Origin of the sequence: Luteimonas sp. MC1750 (assembly GCF_016615955.1) — a bacterium.
In the GTDB taxonomy this organism is placed as follows: Bacteria; Pseudomonadota; Gammaproteobacteria; order Xanthomonadales; family Xanthomonadaceae; genus Luteimonas.
The window spans coordinates 2,550,818-2,571,876 of sequence record NZ_CP067113.1; the positions used below are offsets into that span (position 1 = coordinate 2,550,818).

A 21,059-nucleotide genomic window follows, 5' to 3' on the forward strand; every position below is an offset into this window, starting at 1 on the left:
GGCCCCGCGCGGGCGGATCCGGCAAAATGGCCGCATCCCCCGCCCGACGGACCGCCATGACCACCGACTCGCCTGCCACCCTGTACGCCGCGCACCTCGAGGTGCTGGCCACGCGCGCCGCGACGGCGCTGGAGCGCGGCGGCTTCGACCACCTGGTGGTGCCCAGCGGCACCCTGCACTACCAGGTCTTCGACGACCGCGACTATCCCTACGCGGTCAACCCGCCGTTCAAGCACTGGGTGCCACTGGTGCGCAACCCGGGCAGCTGGCTGGTGGTCACGCCCGGACAGCGCCCGAAGCTGGTCTACCTGCAGCCGCGCGACTACTGGCACGTGGTGCCGGAGGCGCCTTCGGGCGACTGGGTGGAGCACTTCGACATCGAGGTGATCCGCACCGCGGACGAGGCCCTGCACCACCTGCCGCGCAACGCCACCCGCTGCGCCATCCTCGGCGAGCCGCAGAGCGCGCTGGGCCGCTACGGCGCGTTCGCGCCCAACAACCCGCAGCCGGTCATCGATTACCTCGAGTACCACCGCGCCTACAAGACGCCCTACGAGCTGGCGATGATGCGCGAGGCCCAGCGCCGCGCCGTGCGCGGGCACCGGGCCGCCGAGCGTGCGTTCCGTGCCGGTGCCAGCGAGTTCGGCATCCACCTGGCCTACTGCCAGGCGGTCGGCCAGGACGCGAGCGAGCTGCCCTACAGCAACATCGTGGCGCTGAACCGGCACGGCGCGGTGCTGCATTACACCGAACTCGACCGCCTGCCGCCGAAGCCGGTCCGCAGCTTCCTGCTCGATGCCGGCGCCGGCCACGGCGGCTACGCGGCCGACATCACCCGCACCCACGCGATGGACCGCGACGGCGAGTTCCAGGCCTTCATCGACGCGATCGACGCGGCGGAACTGGCGATGTGCGACCAGGTCCGCTCCGGCGTCGACTACCGCCAGCTGCACCTCGACGCACACCTGTCGCTGTCCGGCGTGCTGAAGGAGTTCGGCATCGTGACCTGCGGGGCCGAAGAGGCCGTGGCCACGGGCCTGAGCGCGAGCTTCTTCCCGCACGGCATCGGCCATGGCATCGGCCTGCAGGTGCACGACGTCGCAGGCTTCGCCGCGTCCGACGCCGGCGGCACGATCGACAAGCCCGAGGGCCACCCCTACCTGCGCATGACCCGCACGCTGGCGCCTGGAATGGTGGTCACCATCGAGCCGGGGCTGTACTTCGCCGACATGCTGATCGAGGACCTGCAGGCCAGCGACAACGCGCGCCTGGTCGACTGGCAGCGCGTGGAAGCCCTGCGTCCGTTCGGCGGCGTGCGCATCGAGGACAACGTGGTCTGCACCGACGACGCGCCGGTGAACCTGACGCGCGAGGCCTTCGCGGAGCTGGCGTAGTCCGCGGTCGGGGGCGGCGGCAAAAGGGGACACACGCGACCGGGAGCGGCCGCACGCGACTGCAGGCGGCCTCAGGCCGCCATGAAGGCTTCGATCTCGTCCGCGCTGCGCGCGAGCCCCGCGGTCAGCACCTCGTGGCCGTCGCGGGTGATCGCGACATCGTCCTCGGTGCGGATGCCGATGCCGCGCCACTTGGCCGCGACCCCGGTATCGCCGGGCGGGATGTAGATGCCCGGTTCGATGGTGTAGACCATGCCCGGCTCGAGCAGGCGCGACTCGCCGTCGATGCGGTAGTCGCCGACGTCGTGCACGTCCAGGCCCAGCCAGTGGCCGGTCTTGTGCGGGTAGTAGCGCCGGTAGCTGCCCTCCGCGATGACCTTTTTCAGCGAACCCTTGAGCAGGCCCAGCGACAGCATGCCGTCGACCAGCACCTCGACCGCCGCGTTGTGCCCCGCTTCCCACGGCAGTCCCGGTTGCGCCTGCGCCATCGCCGCCGCATGGGCGGCATCGACCAGGTCGTGCAGCACGCGCTGTTCCGGACTGAAGCGCCCGCCGACCGGGAAGGTGCGGGTGATGTCGGCGGCGTAACCGCGGTACTCCGCGCCGGCGTCGACCAGCACCAGGTCACCGCGGCGCGCCAGCGCGTCGTTGGCGCGGTAGTGCAGCACGCAGGCGTTGGCGCCGGCGCCGACGATGCTGCTGTAGGCCGGCTGCGCGCCGGACGCACGGAACACGCGCTCCAGTTCGGCCTGCAGGGCGTACTCGCGCATGCCCGGGCGCGCGGCACGCATCAGCGCCTGGTGGCCCTCGACGCTGATCGCGGCGGCGCGCCGCATCAGCTTCAGTTCCTCGGCGCCCTTGACCAGGCGCATCTCGTCGAGCAGGTGGCCGAGCTCGAGGAACTCGTGCGGCGGCTGCGCGCCATGCCGCACCTGGGCTCGGACGCGGTTCAGCCAGCCGATCAGCTTCAGGTCGAAGTCGGTGTCGCGGCCGAAGTGGTAGTAGACGCGGGTACGGCCTTCGAGCAACCCCGGCAGGATCTCGTCGATGTCGTCGATCGCATAGGCATCGTCCATGCCCAATGCGTCAGGCGCGCCCTCGGGTCCGACGCGCGGACCGTCCCAGGCCTCGCGTTCCGGGTCGCGCTCGCGGCAGAACAGCAGGCTCTCGCCGTGGCTGCGCCCGGGCACCAGGACCAGCACGGCCTCGGGCTCCTCGAAGCCGCTGAGGTACAGGACGTCGGAGTCCTGGCGGTAGGGATAACAGGTGTCGCGGCTGCGCACGCGCTCGGGCGCGGCGGGGAGGATCAGGATCGCGTCCTCGCCGGCCATCCGCATGAGCTGGCGGCGACGGCGCCTGTAGCTGGCGAGCGCGGTGGCGGGCGTCATCCAGGCGTCCGGCGCGGCGGGCTCAGTTGAGGCGGCTGCGGTGGCGCGCAGCCATTGCGCAGTCGCCGTGCAGCAGCAGGGCCGCCACGCGGACGAACTCCTCGATCTCGGCCAGCGCCGCCTCGTCCTCTTCGTCGCCGTCGTCCTGCGCCGTGGCGCGGGCCAGCCGGGCGAGGTCGGCGAGGGCTTCGCTGCCCTCTTCCGAAAGCCGCGGCCCACCGCCGGCAGCGAGTCCGAATGCGCCGACGAAGCCGCGGCACCAGTCGAACAGCGCCCCGCTGCGCTCGGCCAGCGAGGCGTCCTCGCCGGGAGCGAGCAGCTCGAGGCCGAAGGCACGATCCTCGAACTGGGCCGAGGTCACCGACGCCAGGCGCGCAAGGACCGACCCTTCGGCGGGGGCCGGCAGGGCGTCATCGACCATCACGTTCGCCAGCCAGTTGCCGGAGCTGTCGCCACCGCCGGCGAGCCAGCCACACAGGCCGCCGTGGAGCTCGGGCGCGGGCGTGGCCAGCCCCGCCTCGCGGCAGGCCTGCTCGACTTCGGTCACGGGAGGCAACGACTCTGGCATGGCGTGGTCAGGCGGAAAAGTGACCACGCCAGTGTACCGCGCGCCGCGCTTGTTGCCGGCGCGTGGCGCCGCCTACACTGCAGGACACGCCTGGGGAGGCGGATGGGGAGCAGTCTCTTGCGCGTGGCCGCTGAAACCGCGTTGGCACTCGCCGTCATCGTCCTGCTCGCGGCCACCTGCCTGGCGCTGCTGGCGCGCGTGCGCGCGGCGCGCCGGGGCGCGGACGCGCTGCGCGAACGCGAGCGCGGCTTCCGCATGGCGCTCTGGGCCAGCAACCAGCGCTACTGGGATTTCCACGTCCCCAGCGCCTGCCTGCGCTACCTGGTCGCCAGGCAGGACCGGCAGGGGGCCGAGCACGATTTCAGCTCCGAACACGCCGACCCGGCCGCGGTCATCCACCCGGATGACCTGCCGGGCGTGGTCGATCGCATGCACCGCTACGTCGCCGGCGAAACGGCGGAGTTCGCGTCCGAACACCGGGTCCGCGCCGACAGCCCGGCGGCCACGCGCGGCGAATGGGTGTGGATCCGGGCCCGCGGGCGCGCGGTCGAACACGACGTGGACGGCACGGTCCTGCGTCTGGCCGGCACGTCGCTCGACATCGACCGCAACCGCGCGGTCGAGCGCGAGAACCGCATCGCCAGCGAGGTGCTGCGCAGCATGAACGAGGCGGTCGCGGTGCTCGACGCGCATTTCCGCTTCCTCTCGGTCAATCCCGCCTTCACCCGCATCACCGGCTACAGCGCCGCGGAGGTGGTCGGGCGCGGCGCCGAGATCCTCGACAGCGTGCAGCACGAACCCGCCCGCGGCCGCGGCATGCGCGACGCCGTCGAGCGCGAGGACCGCTGGTCGGGCGAGCTCTGGCAGCGCCACGGCAACGGCGAGGAGTTCCTCTGCGCGATCGAGGCCGCCACCGTGCGCGCGGCCGACGACGCGCGGGGCGAGCGGATGTACGTGGTGATGCTGAGCGACATCACGCTGCAGAAGCGCGCCGAGGAGGAGCTGCGCTACCTCGCCAACTTCGACTCGCTGACCAACCTGCCCAACCGGTCGCTGCTCGCCGAGCGGCTGTCGCGCGCCATCGTGCGTGCGCGACGGGAAGGCTCTCGCGTGGCGGTGCTGTTCCTCGACCTCGACCGCTTCAAGGACATCAACGATTCGCTTGGCCACGCCACCGGCGACCGCATCCTGCGCGCCGTGGCCGCCCGGCTGCAGCAGGCGGTGGGCCACGGCCAGACGGTGGCGCGCCTGGCCGGCGACGAATTCACCGTCATCCTCGAGGACCTGGCCGCCCCCGAGGACGCCGAGCGCGTGGCGCGCGAGATCATCATGGCCTTCGAGGCCCCGCTGGTGCCGGAAGACGGGCAGGAGGTCTCGGTGTCGCCATCGATCGGCATCAGCCTCTATCCGGACCATGCCCAGGTGCCGACCGAGCTGCTCAAGCGCGCCGACGCCGCGATGTACCAGGCCAAGGCCGCCGGCCGCCGCACCTACATGCGCTACGACGACAGCATGGAGGCCTCGATCCGGCGTCGCGCGACGCTGGCCGGCGCGCTGCACAAGGCGCTCGACCGCGGCGAGCTGCGCGTGGTGTTCCAGCCGCGGCTGGCGCTCGCGGACGCGCGCATCACCGGCGCCGAAGCCCTGCTGCGCTGGTCCAGCCCCGAGCACGGCGAGATCGCGCCGACCGACTTCATCCCGCTGGCCGAAGAAAACGGGATGATCCTCGAGATCGGCGAGTGGGTGCTGCGCGAAGCCTGCCTGGCGCTTCAGCGCTGGCGGCAGCATGGCCTGACGTCGCTCACGATGTCGGTGAACATGTCGGTCCTGCAGCTGTTGCGCGGTGATTTCGCCGAAGTCGTGCGGCGCGTGCTGCATGACACCGATATCCCGCCGCAGGCGCTCGAGCTGGAGCTCACCGAGAGCGTGCTGATGGCCAACGCCGCGCAGACCGCGGTCAAGCTGCAGGCCTTCCGCGAACTGGGCGTGTCGCTGGCGATCGACGATTTCGGCACCGGCTATTCCTCGCTGGCCTACCTCAAGCGCCTGCCGATCACCACGATCAAGATCGACCAGACCTTCATCGCCGACCTCGGCCACGACCCCGAAGGTGCGGCGATCACCACCACGGTGATCGCGATGGCGCACGGCCTCGGGCTCACGGTGGTCGCGGAGGGCGTGGAGAACGAGGCGCAGGCGGCGTTCCTGGCGCGGCACCGCTGCGACGAGATCCAGGGCTACTGGGTCTCGCGACCGCTCGACGCGGTGGCCTGCATGGCCTTCATCCGCAACCGCCACCCGCCGGCCCGCGCCGCGGAACCGCTGCCCGCCGCCGCGCCTTGACCACCCCCCTGCGGCTGCCTATCGTGCCGTGATGGACACCGACGACGTGCTCGCCCAGCTGCAGCGGCTCTCCGAACGCTTCGACGAGCTGGCTGCGCGCACCCGCAGGCTGGCCGAGGAGAATCGCAGCCTGCGCCTGCAGCACGACCATGTGTCGGGGGAGCGCTCGCAGCTGCTGGCCAAGAATGAACAGGCACGCAGCCGCGTCGAGGCGATGATCGCGCGTCTGAAGTCGCTGGAGCAGCACACGTGAGCGAACCCAAGGCCGTCAGCATCCGCGTGCTCGACCGCGAATACACCGTGGGCGTGGGCACCGGCGAAGTCGACGGCCTGATGGCCGCCGCGCGCCTTCTCGACACGCGCATGCGCGAAGTGCGCGGGGCCAACCGCATGGCGGCGATCGACCGTGTGGCGGTGCTGGCCGCGCTCAACCTCGCGCACGAGCTCGACCAGCTCAAGCGCGAGAGCGAACAGCGCGATCGCCAGATCGCACGCACGCTGGCATCGCTTCAGGCCCGGGTCGACGCCCTGCTCGATGTCTGAATCCGCGCGCGATGCCCGCGCGCTCCTGCACAAGGTGAACGCCCGCCGACGGGTGGCCGCGTCGCTCCGCAGGCACGCGGTATACTGCGCCTGCGTCCTCTGCCCTGACCGACGGCGTGCACAAACATACGCCTTGTCCCTTAATGACGACCACGGGAATGCCACGGAAGCCTGGCGCGCATGTCCGCCCCCGAGCGGAAAGCCCGAAGGCCGACAAGCGTTCCCACTTGAACCCCGGGTTCAAGGTCGTTTGGCACGCATCGACATGGTGGAGGACGTATCCCTTTTCGCCTTTCCGGCCGCGACCATCCACACGGTGATGGCTTGAGCGCCGGGCGGGTCGGTCTCCGTCGACAGCTGCGCGAACTCCGGCGCGACGTGCCCGCAGCCGCGCGCATCGGCGCCGCCGGCGGACTCGCGGCCCAGCTCCTTGCGCAGCCGCTCGCACCTGGATCCCGCGTCGCGGGTTACTGGGCCGCCGACGGCGAGATCCCGCTGCATGTCTGGCAGCTGCGGCTTTCGCCCGACGTCACCTACTGTCTTCCGGTCCTGCATGAGGACGGCTGCCTGCGGTTCGCACCGTGGAACGCCGGCGAGCCCGTGCAGCCGAACCGCTATGGCATTCCGGAGCCCGTCGTGGACCCGGCTGCGTTGCTGTCGCCCGAATCCCTGGACCTGGTCGTCGTGCCGCTGGTGGGCTTCGACCACCGCTGCCACCGGCTCGGCATGGGGGGCGGCTGGTACGATCGCAGCTTCGCGTTCCGCCAGCACCGACCCGCGCCGCCGCGCCTGGTCGGCGCCGCGTTCGCGTTCCAGCAGGTCGATGGAGCACTGCCCAGCAAGGACTGGGACGTGCAGCTCGACGCCGTCTGCACCGACCTTTCCACCCTTTCACGAGCACCATGAGCACTGGCAAGCGCAAGCGTTACTGGCTGATGAAGTCCGAGCCCGAGGACTTCTCCATCGACGACCTCGAGCGCGTCGGGACCGAACCCTGGACGGGCGTGCGCAACTACCAGGCGCGCAACTTCATGCGTGATGGCATGCAGCCGGGCGACGGCGTGCTGTTCTACCACTCCAACTGCGACGTGCCGGGCATCTACGGCATCGCCGAAGTCGCCGGTACCGCCTATCCGGATCCCACCCAGTTCAATCGCAAGTCGAAGTACTTCGACGCCAAGGCATCCCCCGAGGAACCGCGCTGGATGCTGGTCGACGTCGGCTTCGTGCGCAAGCTTCGGGCGCCGGTGACGCTTGCGGCGATCCGCGAGCGCGCCGATGCGCTCGGCGAGGAGTTCGCCCTGATCCGCAAGGGCACCCGCCTGTCCGTGCTGCCGGTCACCGCCGCGCAGTGGAAGATCCTGTTGGCCATGGAGCCGAAATGAGCGACGCCAAGCGCCTGGCCGGCGAAAAGGCCATCGAATACGTCGAAGACGGCATGGTGGTCGGCGTGGGCACCGGTTCCACGGTGGCCTATTTCATCGATGCGCTGGCGGGCATGCGTGATCGCATCGCCGGTGCCGTTTCGAGCTCGGAGCAGAGCACGGAGCGCCTGCGTGGCCATGGCATCGAGGTCCTGGACCTCAACGCCTGCGGCCCGATCCCCCTCTACGTCGACGGCGCCGACGAGTGCGATCCCGGCAAGCGCCTGATCAAGGGCGGCGGGGCAGCCCTCACCCGCGAAAAGATCATCGCCGAGGCGGCCGCCACCTTCGTTTGCATCATCGATCCGTCCAAGGAAGTCGACACGCTCGGGCGCTTCCCGCTTCCGGTCGAGGTGATTCCGATGGCCCGCAGCCTGGTCGCGCGCGAGATCCTCGCCATGACCGGAGGCCAGCCGGTCTGGCGCCAGGGCACGGTAACCGACAACGGCAACTGGGTGCTCGACATCCACGGCCTGGCGATCAGCGACCCGGTGGTCGTCGAACGCGCGATCAACCAGATTCCGGGCGTCGTGGCCGTGGGACTGTTCGCCCGCCGGCCGGCCGACGTGGTGATCGTGGGCGGCCCGGCGCCCCGGGTCCGCTGACCTGCCCGCGGCTTCACACGGACACAGGGAAGCGGCCGGCTATGCGCGGACTACCAGGCCGCACTGTGAGGGCGCACTCAGGCCAGATCGCAGCCAGGTTTGATTCGTCCAACGCGTCCCGCCTTCTAAGTTCGCCCAGGGAATAGGTTCTTCTTCCAAGTCCCGGAAGAAGCCGAAGTAGTCTCTCTGGCGAAACCCGGGGCGTCCACGTCGGCCGGTTTCCGGAACGTCGTCTCGCGGGACGCTTGGCGGTACTGCGATGCGATGCCTGCTGCCGCTCATGTCCCCCGTCCCCGGCCTGCGGCCGGAGCCTCCTCCTTGACTTCCCGTCAGCAGGCATCGCACCGCAGTCCGGATGAATCGGCCGCTGACCGCTGACCGCTGAACCTCTGACCTCTGACCGCAGGGCGCGAGACGCGAGACGCCGCGCAGATGATCGGCGCGGGACCCGGCTTTGGCCCTTGTGCGGCGTACCGCCGACCCTGCATCGCTTTGGCTTTGCGCGAAGCGCCCCCGGCCCTGCATCGCTTCGGCATTTCTGCGAAGCGCCCGCGGCCTTGCATCGCCTTGGCCCTACCGCAGATCGCCCGCAGCCCCGCATTGCTTTGGCGCGTGGCCTGCTGACGGGAAGTCAAGGAGGAGATGCCGGCCTAGAGGCCGGCATCGGGGGACATGAGCGGCAGCAGGCCATGCGTCGAAGCGCCGCGGCGCCCAAAAGAAAAACCCCGCAGCCGAGGCTGCGGGGTTTTGGGGTAAAAACCCTGGCGATGACCTACTCTCGCATGCTGAATGCACACTACCATCGGCGCGTTCACGTTTCACTTCCGAGTTCGGAATGGGATCGGGTGGTTCCATGAAGCTATTGTCACCAGGGAGAGGGTGGAGGGTCGCGGGCCGGTGGTGCTGGCTTGACGCGCACACGCTCTCGTTGGGTTGCCTCGGAACGGAGCTTGAACACAGCTCCGCCGTTGGCGAATAAGGTAGGGACGTAGCGAACTTTTGGGTCGAACATCGACGCGTCGTCGAGTCCAAGGCCACTTGAGGTTATATGGTCAAGCCTCACGGATCATTAGTACTGGTTAGCTCAATACATTGCTGTACTTACACACCCAGCCTATCAACCACCTGGTCTTGATGGTTCCTTCAGGGGACTTGTGTCCCGGGAGATCTCATCTTGAGGCGCGCTTCCCGCTTAGATGCTTTCAGCGGTTATCGCTTCCGAACGTAGCTACCCAGCAATGCCTCTGGCGAGACAACTGGAACACCAGCGGTTCGTCCACTCCGGTCCTCTCGTACTAGGAGCAGCCCCTCTCAAATCTCCAACGCCCATGGCAGATAGGGACCGAACTGTCTCACGACGTTCTGAACCCAGCTCGCGTACCACTTTAAATGGCGAACAGCCATACCCTTGGGACCGACTACAGCCCCAGGATGTGATGAGCCGACATCGAGGTGCCAAACACCGCCGTCGATATGAACTCTTGGGCGGTATCAGCCTGTTATCCCCGGAGTACCTTTTATCCGTTGAGCGATGGCCCTTCCATACAGAACCACCGGATCACTAAGTCCTAGTTTCCTACCTGCTTGATCCGTCGATCTTGCAGTCAAGCACGCTTATGCCTTTGCACACAGTGCGCGATGTCCGACCGCGCTGAGCGTACCTTCGAGCTCCTCCGTTACTCTTTGGGAGGAGACCGCCCCAGTCAAACTACCCACCATACACGGTCCCCGATCCGGATCACGGACCTAGGTTAGAACGTCAAGCACGACAGGGTGGTATTTCAAGGTTGGCTCCACCCCAGCTAGCGCCAGGGTTTCACAGCCTCCCACCTATCCTACACAGACGAACTCAACGTTCAGTGTAAAGCTATAGTAAAGGTTCACGGGGTCTTTCCGTCTTGCCACGGGAACGCTGCATCTTCACAGCGATTTCAATTTCACTGAGTCTCGGGTGGAGACAGTGCCGCCATCGTTACGCCATTCGTGCAGGTCGGAACTTACCCGACAAGGAATTTCGCTACCTTAGGACCGTTATAGTTACGGCCGCCGTTTACCGGGGCTTCGATCAAGAGCTTCGCCTTGCGGCTGACCCCATCAATTAACCTTCCGGCACCGGGCAGGCGTCAGACCCTATACGTCCACTTTCGTGTTTGCAGAGTCCTGTGTTTTTGATAAACAGTCGCAGCGGCCTGGTATCTGCGGCCCTCGCTCGCTCAGCTGCGCATGCAGCCACGAACAAGGGCGTACCTTCTCCCGAAGTTACGGTACCATTTTGCCTAGTTCCTTCACCCGAGTTCTCTCAAGCGCCTGAGAATTCTCATCCTACCCACCTGTGTCGGTTTACGGTACGGTCTGCACAAGCTGAAGCTTAGGAGCTTTTCCTGGAAGCGTGGTATCAGTCACTTCGCTCTAATGAGCTCGTCTCGGTGCTCGGTCTTGAAGGGTCCCGGATTTGCCAAAGACCCAAACCTACCGCCTTTCCCCAGGACAACCAACGCCTGGTAGACCTAACCTTCTCCGTCCCTCCATCGCACTTGTGCGAGGTGCTGGAATATTAACCAGCTTCCCATCGACTACGCATTTCTGCCTCGCCTTAGGGGCCGACTCACCCTGCGTCGATTAACGTTGCGCAAGGAAACCTTGGGCTTTCGGCGTGGGGGCTTTTCACCCCCATTATCGTTACTCATGTCAGCATTCGCACTTCCGATACCTCCAGCAGACTTCTCAATCCACCTTCACCGGCTTACGGAACGCTCCTCTACCGCGCATCACGAAGTGATGCACCCCAAGCTTCGGTTCCATGCTTAGCCCCGTTAAATCTTCCCCGCAGACCGACTCGACCAGTGAGCTATTACGCTTTCTTTAAAGGATGGCTGCTTCTAAGCCAACCTCCTGGCTGTCTGTGCCTTTCCACATGGTTTTCCACTCAGCATGGAATTTGGGACCTTAGCTGTGGGTCTGGGTTGTTTCCCTTTTCACGACGAACGTTAGCACCCGCCGTGTGTCTCCCGCATAGTCTGTCTTGGTATTCGGAGTTTGCAATGGTTTGGTAAGTCGCAATGACCCCCTAGCCATAACAGTGCTCTACCCCCAAGAAGATTCGTGCGAGGCGCTACCTAAATAGCTTTCGAGGAGAACCAGCTATCTCCGGGTTCGATTAGCTTTTCACTCCTAATCACACCTCATCCCCTACCTTTGCAACGGGAGTGGGTTCGGGCCTCCAGTACCTGTTACGGTACCTTCACCCTGGGCATGACTAGATCACCCGGTTTCGGGTCTACTGCCCGCGACTATGCGCCCTTATCAGACTCGGTTTCCCTTCGCCTCCCCTATACGGTTAAGCTCGCCACGAACAGTAAGTCGCTGACCCATTATACAAAAGGTACGCAGTCACCCCGAAGGGCTCCTACTGCTTGTACGCACACGGTTTCAGGGTCTATTTCACTCCCCTCACCGGGGTTCTTTTCGCCTTTCCCTCACGGTACTGGTTCACTATCGGTCGGTCAGGAGTATTTAGCCTTGGAGGATGGTCCCCCCATGTTCAGACAGGGTTTCTCGTGCCCCGCCCTACTCACTTTTCATCATTCCGGCCCTTTCGCATACAGGGCTGTCACCTTCTATGGCCAGTCTTTCCAGACTGTTTTGCTAGAACCGGAACAACTTTTGGGCTGCTCCCCGTTCGCTCGTCGCTACTGGGGGAATCTCGGTTGATTTCTTTTCCTCCGGGTACTTAGATATTTCAGTTCCCCGGGTTCGCCTTGCATGGCTATGTATTCACCATGCAATACTCCTTGCGGAGTGGGTTTCCCCATTCGGACATTGCCGGATCAAAGCTTGTTGCCAGCTCCCCGACACTTTTCGCAGGCTGCCACGTCCTTCATCGCCTCTGACCGCCAAGGCATCCACCGTGTGCGCTTATTCGCTTGACCATATAACCCCAAGTCGCCTCGGAGCCATACGTCGTGCCACCAGGGGTACAAATCCCCGCAGCGCGAAACATACACTCAATCTCTAGGGCCTCAAGGGCCCCGCCTTAGCCTCTACGACACGTCTGGATATTCGTCTCAAACGCTCGCTACGTCCCTGGTTTTCAAAGAACACGGGCCAGCCACAATGCCGCCCCGCTTCAAATCTTGATGTGTGTGCGCAGATCATCCAGGAATGGTGGGTCTGGGAGGACTCGAACCACCGGCCTCACCCTTATCAGGGGTGCGCTCTAACCACCTGAGCTACAGACCCAATGTCTTCCCCAGCGTGGTGGAGCCTGTCGGGATCGAACCGACGACCCCCTGCTTGCAAAGCAGGTGCTCTCCCAGCTGAGCTAAGGCCCCAAAAACGGGGTCGGTCCCCCGGCTTGCGCCGTGGAACTCCTGGATGCAGGTCACTTGTGCGGACGCCTGACAGGCAATTAGCTGTCTTTAGTCTCTAAAGGAGGTGATCCAGCCGCACCTTCCGATACGGCTACCTTGTTACGACTTCACCCCAGTCATCGGCCACACCGTGGCAAGCGCCCTCCCGAAGGTTAAGCTACCTGCTTCTGGTGCAACAGACTCCCATGGTGTGACGGGCGGTGTGTACAAGGCCCGGGAACGTATTCACCGCAGCAATGCTGATCTGCGATTACTAGCGATTCCGACTTCACGGAGTCGAGTTGCAGACTCCGATCCGGACTGAGAGAAGGTTTCTGGGATTGGCTTGCCCTCGCGGGTTCGCAGCCCTCTGTCCTTCCCATTGTAGTACGTGTGTAGCCCTGGCCGTAAGGGCCATGATGACTTGACGTCATCCCCACCTTCCTCCGGTTTGTCACCGGCGGTCTCCTTAGAGTTCCCACCATTACGTGCTGGCAACTAAGGACAAGGGTTGCGCTCGTTGCGGGACTTAACCCAACATCTCACGACACGAGCTGACGACAGCCATGCAGCACCTGTGTTCGCGTTCCCGAAGGCACCAATCCATCTCTGGAAAGTTCGCGACATGTCAAGGCCAGGTAAGGTTCTTCGCGTTGCATCGAATTAAACCACATACTCCACCGCTTGTGCGGGCCCCCGTCAATTCCTTTGAGTTTCAGTCTTGCGACCGTACTCCCCAGGCGGCGAACTTAACGCGTTAGCTTCGATACTGAAGACTCAATTGTCCCCAACATCCAGTTCGCATCGTTTAGGGCGTGGACTACCAGGGTATCTAATCCTGTTTGCTCCCCACGCTTTCGTGCCTCAGTGTCAGTGCTGGTCCAGATGGCCGCCTTCGCCACGGATGTTCCTCCTGATATCTACGCATTTCACTGCTACACCAGGAATTCCGCCATCCTCTCCCGCACTCTAGCTCGCCAGTATCCAGTGCAATTCCCAGGTTGAGCCCAGGGCTTTCACATCAGACTTAACAAACCACCTACGCACGCTTTACGCCCAGTAATTCCGAGTAACGCTTGCACCCTTCGTATTACCGCGGCTGCTGGCACGAAGTTAGCCGGTGCTTATTCTTTGGGTACCGTCAGAACAACCGGGTATTAACCAGCTGCTTTTCTTTCCCAACAAAAGAGCTTTACAACCCGAAGGCCTTCTTCACTCACGCGGCATGGCTGGATCAGGCTTTCGCCCATTGTCCAATATTCCCCACTGCTGCCTCCCGTAGGAGTCTGGACCGTGTCTCAGTTCCAGTGTGGCTGATCATCCTCTCAGACCAGCTACGGATCGTCGCCTTGGTGGGCCTTTACCCCGCCAACTAGCTAATCCGACATCGGCTCATCTATCTGCGCCAGGCCCGAAGGTCCCCGGCTTTCACCCGTAGGTCGTATGCGGTATTAGTCCCGGTTTCCCGAGGTTATCCCCCACAAATAGGCAGATTCCGATGTGTTCCTCACCCGTCCGCCACTCGCCACCCAGAGAGCAAGCTCTCCTGTGCTGCCGTTCGACTTGCATGTGTTAGGCCTGCCGCCAGCGTTCACTCTGAGCCAGGATCAAACTCTTCACTTAAAATTGCATGGACCGAAGTCCAAACTCTTGAGTGCAGTCGTCGTCCCGAGCTCCAATTACCCGCTTGCATTTGCATGCATTTGAATCGTTGTTGCTCTTGGTACGAACGTCTGCAAGATGGACAACCATCCACCGGCCAGACGCCCGCACAAGTCACCTGCGCACACTGTCAAAGATCTTCGGAAGTGGCCTCAGCGCCTCCTTCCTTCAGCCCCGCCGTTTCCGCCGGGGTGAGCCGCACATTGTAGCGCGACTTTCGCGTCCGTCAACACCCTGTGGGTGGAAACTTCCGCCTCCCCCGCCGCCGCGCCGTGTTGGCCGTGTCCGCCGGGGAGCCGCACATATTAGCGCGGTTTCGAAGAACGTCAACACCCTGTGAAGGATCTTCTTCGACCCCGCATGCCGTGGCGCGTCGCCGGCCATGTCATGCGGGGCGCGCATTGTGCCTGTCCGCGGAGGATCCGGGAAGGGGCTTGACGCGGACCCCTTGACCCGACCGCGCGCCTCCCCGAGTGTGGCCGTCTCCACCCCTGCGGGAACCGCCATGCGTGCACTTGGCCTCTACCTCACTCTGCTGTGCGCGAGCGCGCTGGCGACCGCATGCGCAGGCGACGAGCCCTGGGTCGAGGTGGGCGGCGAGCGCTTCACCGTGGAAGTCGCCAACGACAACGCCTCGAGGGCGCGCGGGCTGATGTTCCGCGATGCGCTCGCGGACGGACACGGCATGCTGTTCATCCACGACCAGGAGGAGCGACAGGCCTACTGGATGAAGAACACGCGGATTCCGCTCGACATCCTGTACTTCGACGGGTCGCTGCGGCTCGTGTCGCAGCAGCGCGACGTGCCGCCGTGCTCGGCCGGCGACCGCTGCCCGCCCTACCCCAGCAATGCACCGGCGCTGTACGTCCTGGAGCTGAATGCAGGGGAAGCGCGGCGGCTGGGGCTGCGCGACGGGACGGTCATGGAGCTGGCCCCGGCAATCGCCGCGCAGCGCTGACCGCCAGGCCAACCCGAAACCGCGGGACCGGGCGCGCCGGGACTGCCGGCAGCGCCCGGGGCGCTCAGACCACCATCATCTCGAAGTCATCCTTGGTCACGCCGCAGTCGGGACAGGTCCAGGTGTCCGGGACGTCCTCCCAGCGCGTGCCCGGGGCGATGCCCTCTTCGGGCAGCCCGAGGGCTTCGTCGTAGATGAAACCGCAGACGACGCACATCCAGGTGCGGAGGGCGGTGGTGGAGTCGTTCATCGGATAATGGCTGTGGCAGCTGCGTACGCGACGCGGGTGGCCATTCTCACATCCCCTCCGGCAACAGGACACTCACGCCATGGGCGAACATGCCGCCGCCGAGTCGCCGCGCCGCATCCGGCGCGGGCTCTACCTGCTGACGCCGGACGAATGCGATACGCCGCGCCTGCTCGACCGCGTGGCCGCGGTGATCGACCATGCATCGCTGCTCCAGTACCGCAACAAGCGCGCGGACGCGGCGCTGGCGGATGCACAGGTGGCCGCGCTGCTGCCGCTGTGCAGGGCACATGGCGTGCCCCTGCTGGTGAACGACGACTGGCGCCTGGCCGCCAGCCACGGCACCGATGGCGCCCACCTGGGCGAGCGTGACGGCGACCTGGCCATGGCGCGTGCCGTCCTGGGGGCCCGGGCGATCCTGGGAGCCTCCTGCTACGACAGCCTGGAGCTGGCGCAGTCCGCCGCCGCGGCAGGCGCCAGCTATGTCGCGTTCGGCGCCTGCTTCCCATCCCCGACCAAGCCACAGGCGCGCCGCGCGGCACCCGCCCTGCTGCACGACGCACGCGCCCTCGGCCTGCCGGTGGTGGCCATCGGTGGCATCACGCCGGACAATGCACCACGCGTGGTCGAGGCCGGCGCCGACCTCGTGGCAGTGATCAGCGGCGTGTTCGACGCGCCGGATCCGGTCCAGGCAGCACGCGCCTACCTCCGGGCCTTCGACGAAGTCCCGGGCCGGTCGCCGGACACGTCGGACGGCTCCGCACCCACCGCCTGACCGCCGCCTCGCGACACGCGGCTGCGGACCACCGACAGCGGAAAGCCGCACGACGCCAGCCGCGCCCCGCGCTCCCCACACCCATGAAACCGGTCGCCCGCCGACCCGAGGATCCAGCCCGATGAAACACGAACACTCCGAGGCCCTTTTCGCCCGCGCCACGACGCTGATCCCCGGCGGCGTCAATTCACCGGTGCGCGCGTTCAAGTCGGTGGGCGGGGAACCGTTCTTCGTCGAACGTGCCGACGGCGCGTACCTGCATGACGTCGACGGCAACCGCTACGTCGACTACGTCGGGTCCTGGGGACCGATGATCGTCGGCCACAACCATCCCCGCGTGCGCGACGCGGTGGCGGACGCGATCGGCCGCGGGCTGTCGTACGGCGCGCCCTGCGCCGCCGAGGTCACGATGGCCGAGACCCTCACCCGCCTGGTGCCGTCCTGCGAGATGGTGCGCATGGTCAACTCGGGCACCGAGGCCACGCTGTCGGCGATCCGCCTCGCGCGCGGCGCCACCGGCCGCCAGCGCATCGTCAAGTTCGAGGGCTGCTACCACGGCCATGGCGACTCGTTCCTGGTCAAGGCCGGCAGCGGCATGCTGACCCTGGGCGTTCCGACCTCGCCCGGCGTGCCGGCCGGCCTCAGCGAACTCACCACGACCATCAGCTACAACGATTTCGACGGTGCGACGCAGCTGTTCGACGACATCGGCGGCGAGATCGCGGCGGTGATCATCGAGCCCGTCGTCGGCAACGCCAACTGCCTGCCTCCGCGCGAGGGCTACCTGCAGCATCTGCGCGAGCTGTGCACGAAGCACGGCGCGCTGCTGATCTTCGACGAGGTGATGACCGGCTTCCGGGTCGCGCTGGGCGGGGCGCAGGCGCGCTATGGCGTCGTGCCCGACCTCACCACCTTCGGCAAGATCATCGGCGGCGGCATGCCGGTCGGCGCCTATGGTGGCCGCCGCGACCTGCTGGAGCAGATCGCACCCGCCGGCCCGATCTACCAGGCCGGCACGCTCAGCGGCAATCCGGTGGCCATGGCCGCGGGGCTGGCGATGCTGGAACTGGTCCAGGAACCCGGCTTCCACGACCGGCTGGAACAGACGACCAACCTGCTCTGCGACGGCTTCGAGGACGCCGCCCGGGCGGCCGGCGTGCCGCTGACCACCAACCGCGTCGGCGCGATGTTCGGTCTGTTCTTCACCGACCGGAAGGTCGACACCTACGCCGACGCCACCGCCTGCGACACCGCGGCGTTCAACCGCTTCTTCCACGCGATGCTGGAGCGCGGCGTGTTCCTGGCGCCATCGGCGTACGAAGCCGGCTTCGTCTCCAGCGCCCACACCGGGGACGTGGTGGAGGCGACGCTGGTCGCCGCGCGAGACGCGTTCCGGGTGGTCGCCGCGGGGTGAAGCCGCGCATCCGCCAGCTGCTGCTCGATTTCGACGGCGTGCTCGCACGCTACGACCACCGGCGGCGCCTGGCGTACCTGGCCACGCACGCCGGCTGCGAGCCGGCACGCGTGGACGCGGCGCTGTTCGCCTCCGGGCTGGAAGCGGAATACGACAGCGGGCGGGTCGACACCGGCGGCTACCTTGAACGGCTCGGCGGCGCGCTGGCCTGCCGCGTGGACCACGAGGCGTGGGCCGCCGCGCGGCTCGCCGGCACCGTGGCCGATGCGCAGGCGCTGGCCTGCCTCGACGCGGTCGACGCGTCCGTCGCGCTGGGCGTGCTGACCAACAACGGCGCGCTGATGCAGGACCTGATCCCGCGCATCGTCGCGCCGCTGTCGGCGCGGCTCGTGGATACGGTCCTGGTCAGCGGCACCCTGGGCATGCGCAAACCCGATCCGCGCGTCTTCGAGCGCGCGCTTGGCCTGCTCGGCTGGGACGCCCGCAGCACGCTGTTCATCGACGACACGTTCGCCAACGTGCAGGGCGCGCGCAAGGCCGGGCTGCATGCCGACACCGCAGGCGACGCGCGCGCGCTGCGTCGCGTCCTGGTCCGCTACCGCTTGGCCTGAGCCGCGGCTCAGCGCGCCATCGATGCAAGCGCCGTGCGCAGCCGCGCGAGGCCTTCCGCCAGCTCTTCGTCGCTGATGCTCAGTGCCGGCACGAAGCGCAGCACGTCCGGACCCGCCTGCAGCATCAGCAGCCCTTCCGCCGCGGCCAGGTCGAGGATGTCGCCGGCGCGCCCCGCATGCGCGGGCGCCAGGACCGCGCCCAGCATCAGTCCCCGGCCGCGCACGCCGGAGAACAGGCCGAGCTCGGCGTTGATCGCCTCCAGGCCGGCGCGCAGCGCGGCTTCCTGGCGCGCCACGTTGGCGATGATCGCCGGCGACGCCAGCTTGCGCAGCGCCACGCGCGCCACCGCCGCCGCGAGCGGGTTGCCGCCGAAGGTCGTGCCGTGGTCGCCGAACTGCATGGCATCCGCCGCCTTCGGCCCCACCAGCATCGCGCCGATCGGAAATCCGCCACCCAGGGCCTTGGCCAGGGTCACCACGTCCGGAACCACGCCGTCGTGCCAGTGCGCGAACAGCTGTCCGGTGCGTCCCATGCCGCTCTGGATCTCGTCCAGCACCAGCAGCGCGCCGTGGCGATCGCACAGCGCGCGCACCGCCTGCAGGAAACCCGGCGCGGCCGGCAGCACGCCTCCCTCGCCCTGGATCGGTTCGAGCATGACCGCGGCCACGTCGCCGCCGGCCATCGCGGCCTCCAGCACGTCCACGTCGTTGAAGTCGACATGGCGGAAGCCACCGGGCAGCGGCTCGTAGCCGGCCTGGTATTTCGGCTGCGCGGTCGCGGTGACCGCGGCCAGGGTGCGGCCGTGGAAGCTGCCGCGGAAGGTGACGATCACCCGCCGCGCGGGCTCGCGGCCCTGGGCGGTGGCCCACTTGCGCACCAGCTTGATCGCGGCCTCGTTGGCCTCGGTGCCGGAGTTGCACAGGAACACCCGTTCGGCGAAGCGCGAGGCGTCCACCAGCTCCTGCGCCAGCCGCAGCGGCGGCTCGCTGTGGAAGACGTTGCTGGTGTGCCAGAGCCGGCCGGCCTGCTCGACCAGGGCCGCGACCAGGTCGGGATCGCCGTGCCCCAGGCTGCAGACCGCGATGCCGGCGGAGAAGTCGATGTAGTCGCGGCCCTCGCTGTCCCAGACCCGGGCGCCCTGCCCGCGCTCGAGCACCAGCGCCCGCTGGCGGTAGACCGGCAGATAATGGTCGCGGCCGATGGCCAGCAGGTCGTGGACGGACGCCATGTCAGTCCAGGAACAGGTCCGGCAGCAGCCGGCCGGCAGGGTCCACGGCGTACGGGTCCATGTCGGTGATGCCGGCCTCCGCCAGCACCTCGTCGTCGATCAGGAAGCGGCCGCTGAATCCCTTCGCCTCGCGCACCAGGACGGCATGCGCGGCGTCGGCCATGATCTCCGGGCGGCGTCCGTTGCCGGGCTCGACGCCGGGAATCATGTTCAGCGCGTCCGTCGCGATGATGGTGCGCGGCCACAGCGCGTTCACCGCCACGCCCTTCGGCCCGAACTCCGCGGCCAGGCCCAGGGTCACGAAGCTCATGCCCATCTTCGCCAGCGTGTAGCCGGTGTGCGGTCCCCACCACTTCGGGTCGAGCGACGGCGGCGGCGCCAACGTCAGGATGTGCGGGTTGGGGGCCTCCAGCAGGTAGGGCAGACAGGCCTGCGCGCACAGGAAGCTGCCGCGCGAGTTGACCTGCTGCATCAGGTCGAAGCGCTTCATCGGCGTGTCCAGCGTGCCGCGCAGCCAGATCGCGCTGGCGTTGTTGACCAGGATGTCGATGCCGCCGAACGTGTCGACCGTGGCCGCCACTGCCGCGCGCACCTGGTCCTCCTCGCGGATGTCGCACTTCAGCGCCAGGCCCTGGCCGCCGGCTTCGGTGACGGCCTGGGCGGCGCTGTGGATGGTGCCCGGCAGGCTCGGATTGGGCACGTCGGACTTGGCGGCGATGGCGACGTTGGCGCCGTCGCGCGCGGCGCGCAGCGCGATCGCGAGCCCGATGCCGCGCGAGGCACCGGTGATGAAAAGGGTCTTGCCGGCGAGGGTGGCCATTCGGAACACATCCACTGCAGGAGCGGCCGTGGCCGCGACGGCCCGATGATAGGGCACGCTCAGGGCTTCGGTCCCTGCCCCTCGTTGTCTTCCCATTTGAGGATGCGCCGCGTCACCACCCGGTAGACCGGCTTTCCGGTGGCAAACCAGGCGTCGCGCAGCCACGAGGTGCGCTTCAGCACCCGCCGCTCGACCGGGGTGATCGACCCGGGACAGTAGGTCCGCTTGTGCTTGAGCAGGTGGCGCAGGTCCTCGCGTGCCAGCAGGCGCATCCAGCGCGACCGCGGCCGGCCGCGCACCGCCAGCTGGAAGTCGATCAGCGCGGGCCGGCCATCCTCCAGCACCAGCCAGTTGGCTTCCTTGGCGAGGTCGTTGTGGGCCACGCCGTGCCGGTGCAGCTGCTGCAGCAGCCGCCGCGCACGCCGGAAGTAGTCGAGGTCCCCGTGCGGCGGTCGCTGGTACATCGCATGGCCGGCCATGTAGCTGCGGTCGAGCACGCGCCCGTCCCAGCGCAGCAGCTGCGGCACGTCGGCCATCCCGGCCACGGCCTGCAGTCCACGCGCCTCGCGTCGCGCCAGCCACCACGCCGGCAGGCGCAGCCAGGCCGGCACGTGGCGCAGGTCGCGGCGCACGAAACACAGGCCGCCGCCGTCGCGCATCAGCGCGATGCGTCCGAAGCTGTCCGCCTTCAGCGCCGCGACTTCGACTGAACCCTCGTGATCCATGCCG

General features: G+C 67.0%; 17 protein-coding genes, 2 tRNA genes, 3 rRNA genes and 1 other RNA gene. 12 read left to right on the forward strand and 11 right to left on the reverse strand.

Annotated elements, in window-relative coordinates:
• Positions 1-56 precede the first annotated feature (56 nt).
• Complete coding sequence (gene pepQ / locus JGR68_RS11960) at positions 57-1,394, forward strand: Xaa-Pro dipeptidase (RefSeq protein ID WP_199359988.1); 1,338 nt, start codon at positions 57-59, stop codon at positions 1,392-1,394.
• A 71-nt stretch (positions 1,395-1,465) separates the two neighbouring features.
• Here pepQ and JGR68_RS11965 read toward each other — a convergent pair whose 3' ends face one another.
• Together JGR68_RS11965 and JGR68_RS11970 are read right to left on the reverse strand one after the other, a co-directional pair.
• On the reverse strand, positions 1,466-2,782 hold the full coding sequence (locus JGR68_RS11965) for an aminopeptidase P N-terminal domain-containing protein (RefSeq protein WP_199359987.1): 1,317 nt from the start codon (positions 2,780-2,782) through the stop codon (positions 1,466-1,468).
• A gap of 22 nt (positions 2,783-2,804) precedes the next feature.
• Positions 2,805-3,350: a UPF0149 family protein gene (locus JGR68_RS11970; RefSeq protein ID WP_199359986.1), complete on the reverse strand. Its 546-nt coding sequence runs from the start codon at positions 3,348-3,350 to the stop codon at positions 2,805-2,807.
• Positions 3,351-3,473: 123 nt separating this feature from the next.
• On the opposite strand from JGR68_RS11970, the gene JGR68_RS11975 reads away from it, so the two are divergent.
• The 7 genes from JGR68_RS11975 (at position 3,474) to rpiA (ending at position 8,265) form a co-directional block, all read left to right on the forward strand.
• Positions 3,474-5,693, forward strand: a complete 2,220-nt coding sequence (locus JGR68_RS11975; protein WP_234446510.1) for a GGDEF domain-containing phosphodiesterase — start codon at positions 3,474-3,476, stop codon at positions 5,691-5,693.
• Positions 5,694-5,724: 31 nt separating this feature from the next.
• Positions 5,725-5,946: a TIGR02449 family protein gene (locus JGR68_RS11980; RefSeq protein ID WP_199359984.1), complete on the forward strand. Its 222-nt coding sequence runs from the start codon at positions 5,725-5,727 to the stop codon at positions 5,944-5,946.
• A complete protein-coding gene (locus JGR68_RS11985; protein ID WP_199359983.1) occupies positions 5,943-6,236 on the forward strand; it encodes a cell division protein ZapA in 294 nt (97 codons plus the stop codon). Before JGR68_RS11980 ends, JGR68_RS11985 begins: the two co-directional genes overlap by 4 nt.
• A gap of 93 nt (positions 6,237-6,329) precedes the next feature.
• A non-coding RNA gene (gene ssrS / locus JGR68_RS11990) (6S RNA) lies at positions 6,330-6,515 on the forward strand.
• A gap of 45 nt (positions 6,516-6,560) precedes the next feature.
• Complete coding sequence (locus JGR68_RS11995; protein ID WP_199359982.1) at positions 6,561-7,142, forward strand: 5-formyltetrahydrofolate cyclo-ligase; 582 nt, start codon at positions 6,561-6,563, stop codon at positions 7,140-7,142.
• On the forward strand, positions 7,139-7,621 hold the full coding sequence (locus JGR68_RS12000; protein WP_199359981.1) for an EVE domain-containing protein: 483 nt from the start codon (positions 7,139-7,141) through the stop codon (positions 7,619-7,621). Before JGR68_RS11995 ends, JGR68_RS12000 begins: the two co-directional genes overlap by 4 nt.
• The gene (gene rpiA / locus JGR68_RS12005; protein ID WP_199359980.1) at positions 7,618-8,265 is read left to right on the forward strand and encodes a ribose-5-phosphate isomerase RpiA; all 648 of its coding nucleotides are present in this window, start codon (positions 7,618-7,620) and stop codon (positions 8,263-8,265) included. Before JGR68_RS12000 ends, rpiA begins: the two co-directional genes overlap by 4 nt.
• A gap of 759 nt (positions 8,266-9,024) precedes the next feature.
• Here the strand turns inward: rpiA and rrf are convergent.
• The 5 genes from rrf to JGR68_RS12030 all read right to left on the reverse strand — a co-directional run bounded on the left by rrf (position 9,025) and on the right by JGR68_RS12030 (position 14,237).
• Positions 9,025-9,138, reverse strand: a 5S ribosomal RNA gene (gene rrf / locus JGR68_RS12010).
• A 175-nt stretch (positions 9,139-9,313) separates the two neighbouring features.
• Positions 9,314-12,194 (reverse strand): 23S ribosomal RNA (locus JGR68_RS12015).
• Positions 12,195-12,427: 233 nt separating this feature from the next.
• A tRNA-Ile gene (locus JGR68_RS12020) sits at positions 12,428-12,504 on the reverse strand.
• Between the two features lie 16 nt (positions 12,505-12,520).
• A tRNA-Ala gene (locus JGR68_RS12025) sits at positions 12,521-12,596 on the reverse strand.
• 96 nt (positions 12,597-12,692) lie between these two features.
• Positions 12,693-14,237 (reverse strand): 16S ribosomal RNA (locus tag JGR68_RS12030).
• Together the 16S, 23S and 5S rRNA genes with 2 tRNA genes alongside form the textbook arrangement of a ribosomal RNA operon.
• Before the next feature lie 544 nt (positions 14,238-14,781).
• Between JGR68_RS12030 and JGR68_RS12035 the strand changes: the two genes are divergently transcribed.
• Positions 14,782-15,234 (forward strand): DUF192 domain-containing protein, encoded by a 453-nt coding sequence (locus JGR68_RS12035; protein WP_199362277.1) that lies wholly within the window; start codon positions 14,782-14,784, stop codon positions 15,232-15,234.
• 64 nt (positions 15,235-15,298) lie between these two features.
• Here JGR68_RS12035 and JGR68_RS12040 read toward each other — a convergent pair whose 3' ends face one another.
• Positions 15,299-15,484, reverse strand: a complete 186-nt coding sequence (locus tag JGR68_RS12040; protein WP_199362278.1) for a rubredoxin — start codon at positions 15,482-15,484, stop codon at positions 15,299-15,301.
• 79 nt (positions 15,485-15,563) lie between these two features.
• Here JGR68_RS12040 and thiE point away from each other — a divergent pair, with 79 nt between their 5' ends.
• From thiE to JGR68_RS12055, 3 genes are all read left to right on the forward strand, one after another.
• A complete protein-coding gene (gene thiE / locus JGR68_RS12045) occupies positions 15,564-16,256 on the forward strand; it encodes a thiamine phosphate synthase (RefSeq protein ID WP_199362279.1) in 693 nt (230 codons plus the stop codon).
• A gap of 121 nt (positions 16,257-16,377) precedes the next feature.
• Positions 16,378-17,670, forward strand: coding sequence for a glutamate-1-semialdehyde 2,1-aminomutase (gene hemL, locus JGR68_RS12050; protein ID WP_199362280.1), 1,293 nt, complete (start codon positions 16,378-16,380; stop codon positions 17,668-17,670).
• Positions 17,667-18,281: an HAD-IA family hydrolase gene (locus JGR68_RS12055; protein WP_199362281.1), complete on the forward strand. Its 615-nt coding sequence runs from the start codon at positions 17,667-17,669 to the stop codon at positions 18,279-18,281. The genes hemL and JGR68_RS12055 overlap by 4 nt, the downstream gene beginning before the upstream one ends.
• Positions 18,282-18,289: 8 nt before the next feature.
• On the opposite strand, the gene JGR68_RS12060 is transcribed toward JGR68_RS12055, so the two are convergent.
• From JGR68_RS12060 to JGR68_RS12070, 3 genes are read right to left on the reverse strand one after another with little or no spacing between them, the layout of a single operon-like run.
• A complete protein-coding gene (locus tag JGR68_RS12060) occupies positions 18,290-19,510 on the reverse strand; it encodes an acetylornithine transaminase (RefSeq protein ID WP_199362282.1) in 1,221 nt (406 codons plus the stop codon).
• A 1-nt stretch (position 19,511) separates the two neighbouring features.
• A complete protein-coding gene (locus tag JGR68_RS12065; protein WP_199362283.1) occupies positions 19,512-20,330 on the reverse strand; it encodes an NAD(P)-dependent oxidoreductase in 819 nt (272 codons plus the stop codon).
• Between the two features lie 59 nt (positions 20,331-20,389).
• The gene (locus JGR68_RS12070) at positions 20,390-21,055 is read right to left on the reverse strand and encodes a serine/threonine protein kinase (protein ID WP_199362284.1); all 666 of its coding nucleotides are present in this window, start codon (positions 21,053-21,055) and stop codon (positions 20,390-20,392) included.
• Positions 21,056-21,059: the final 4 nt, after the last annotated feature.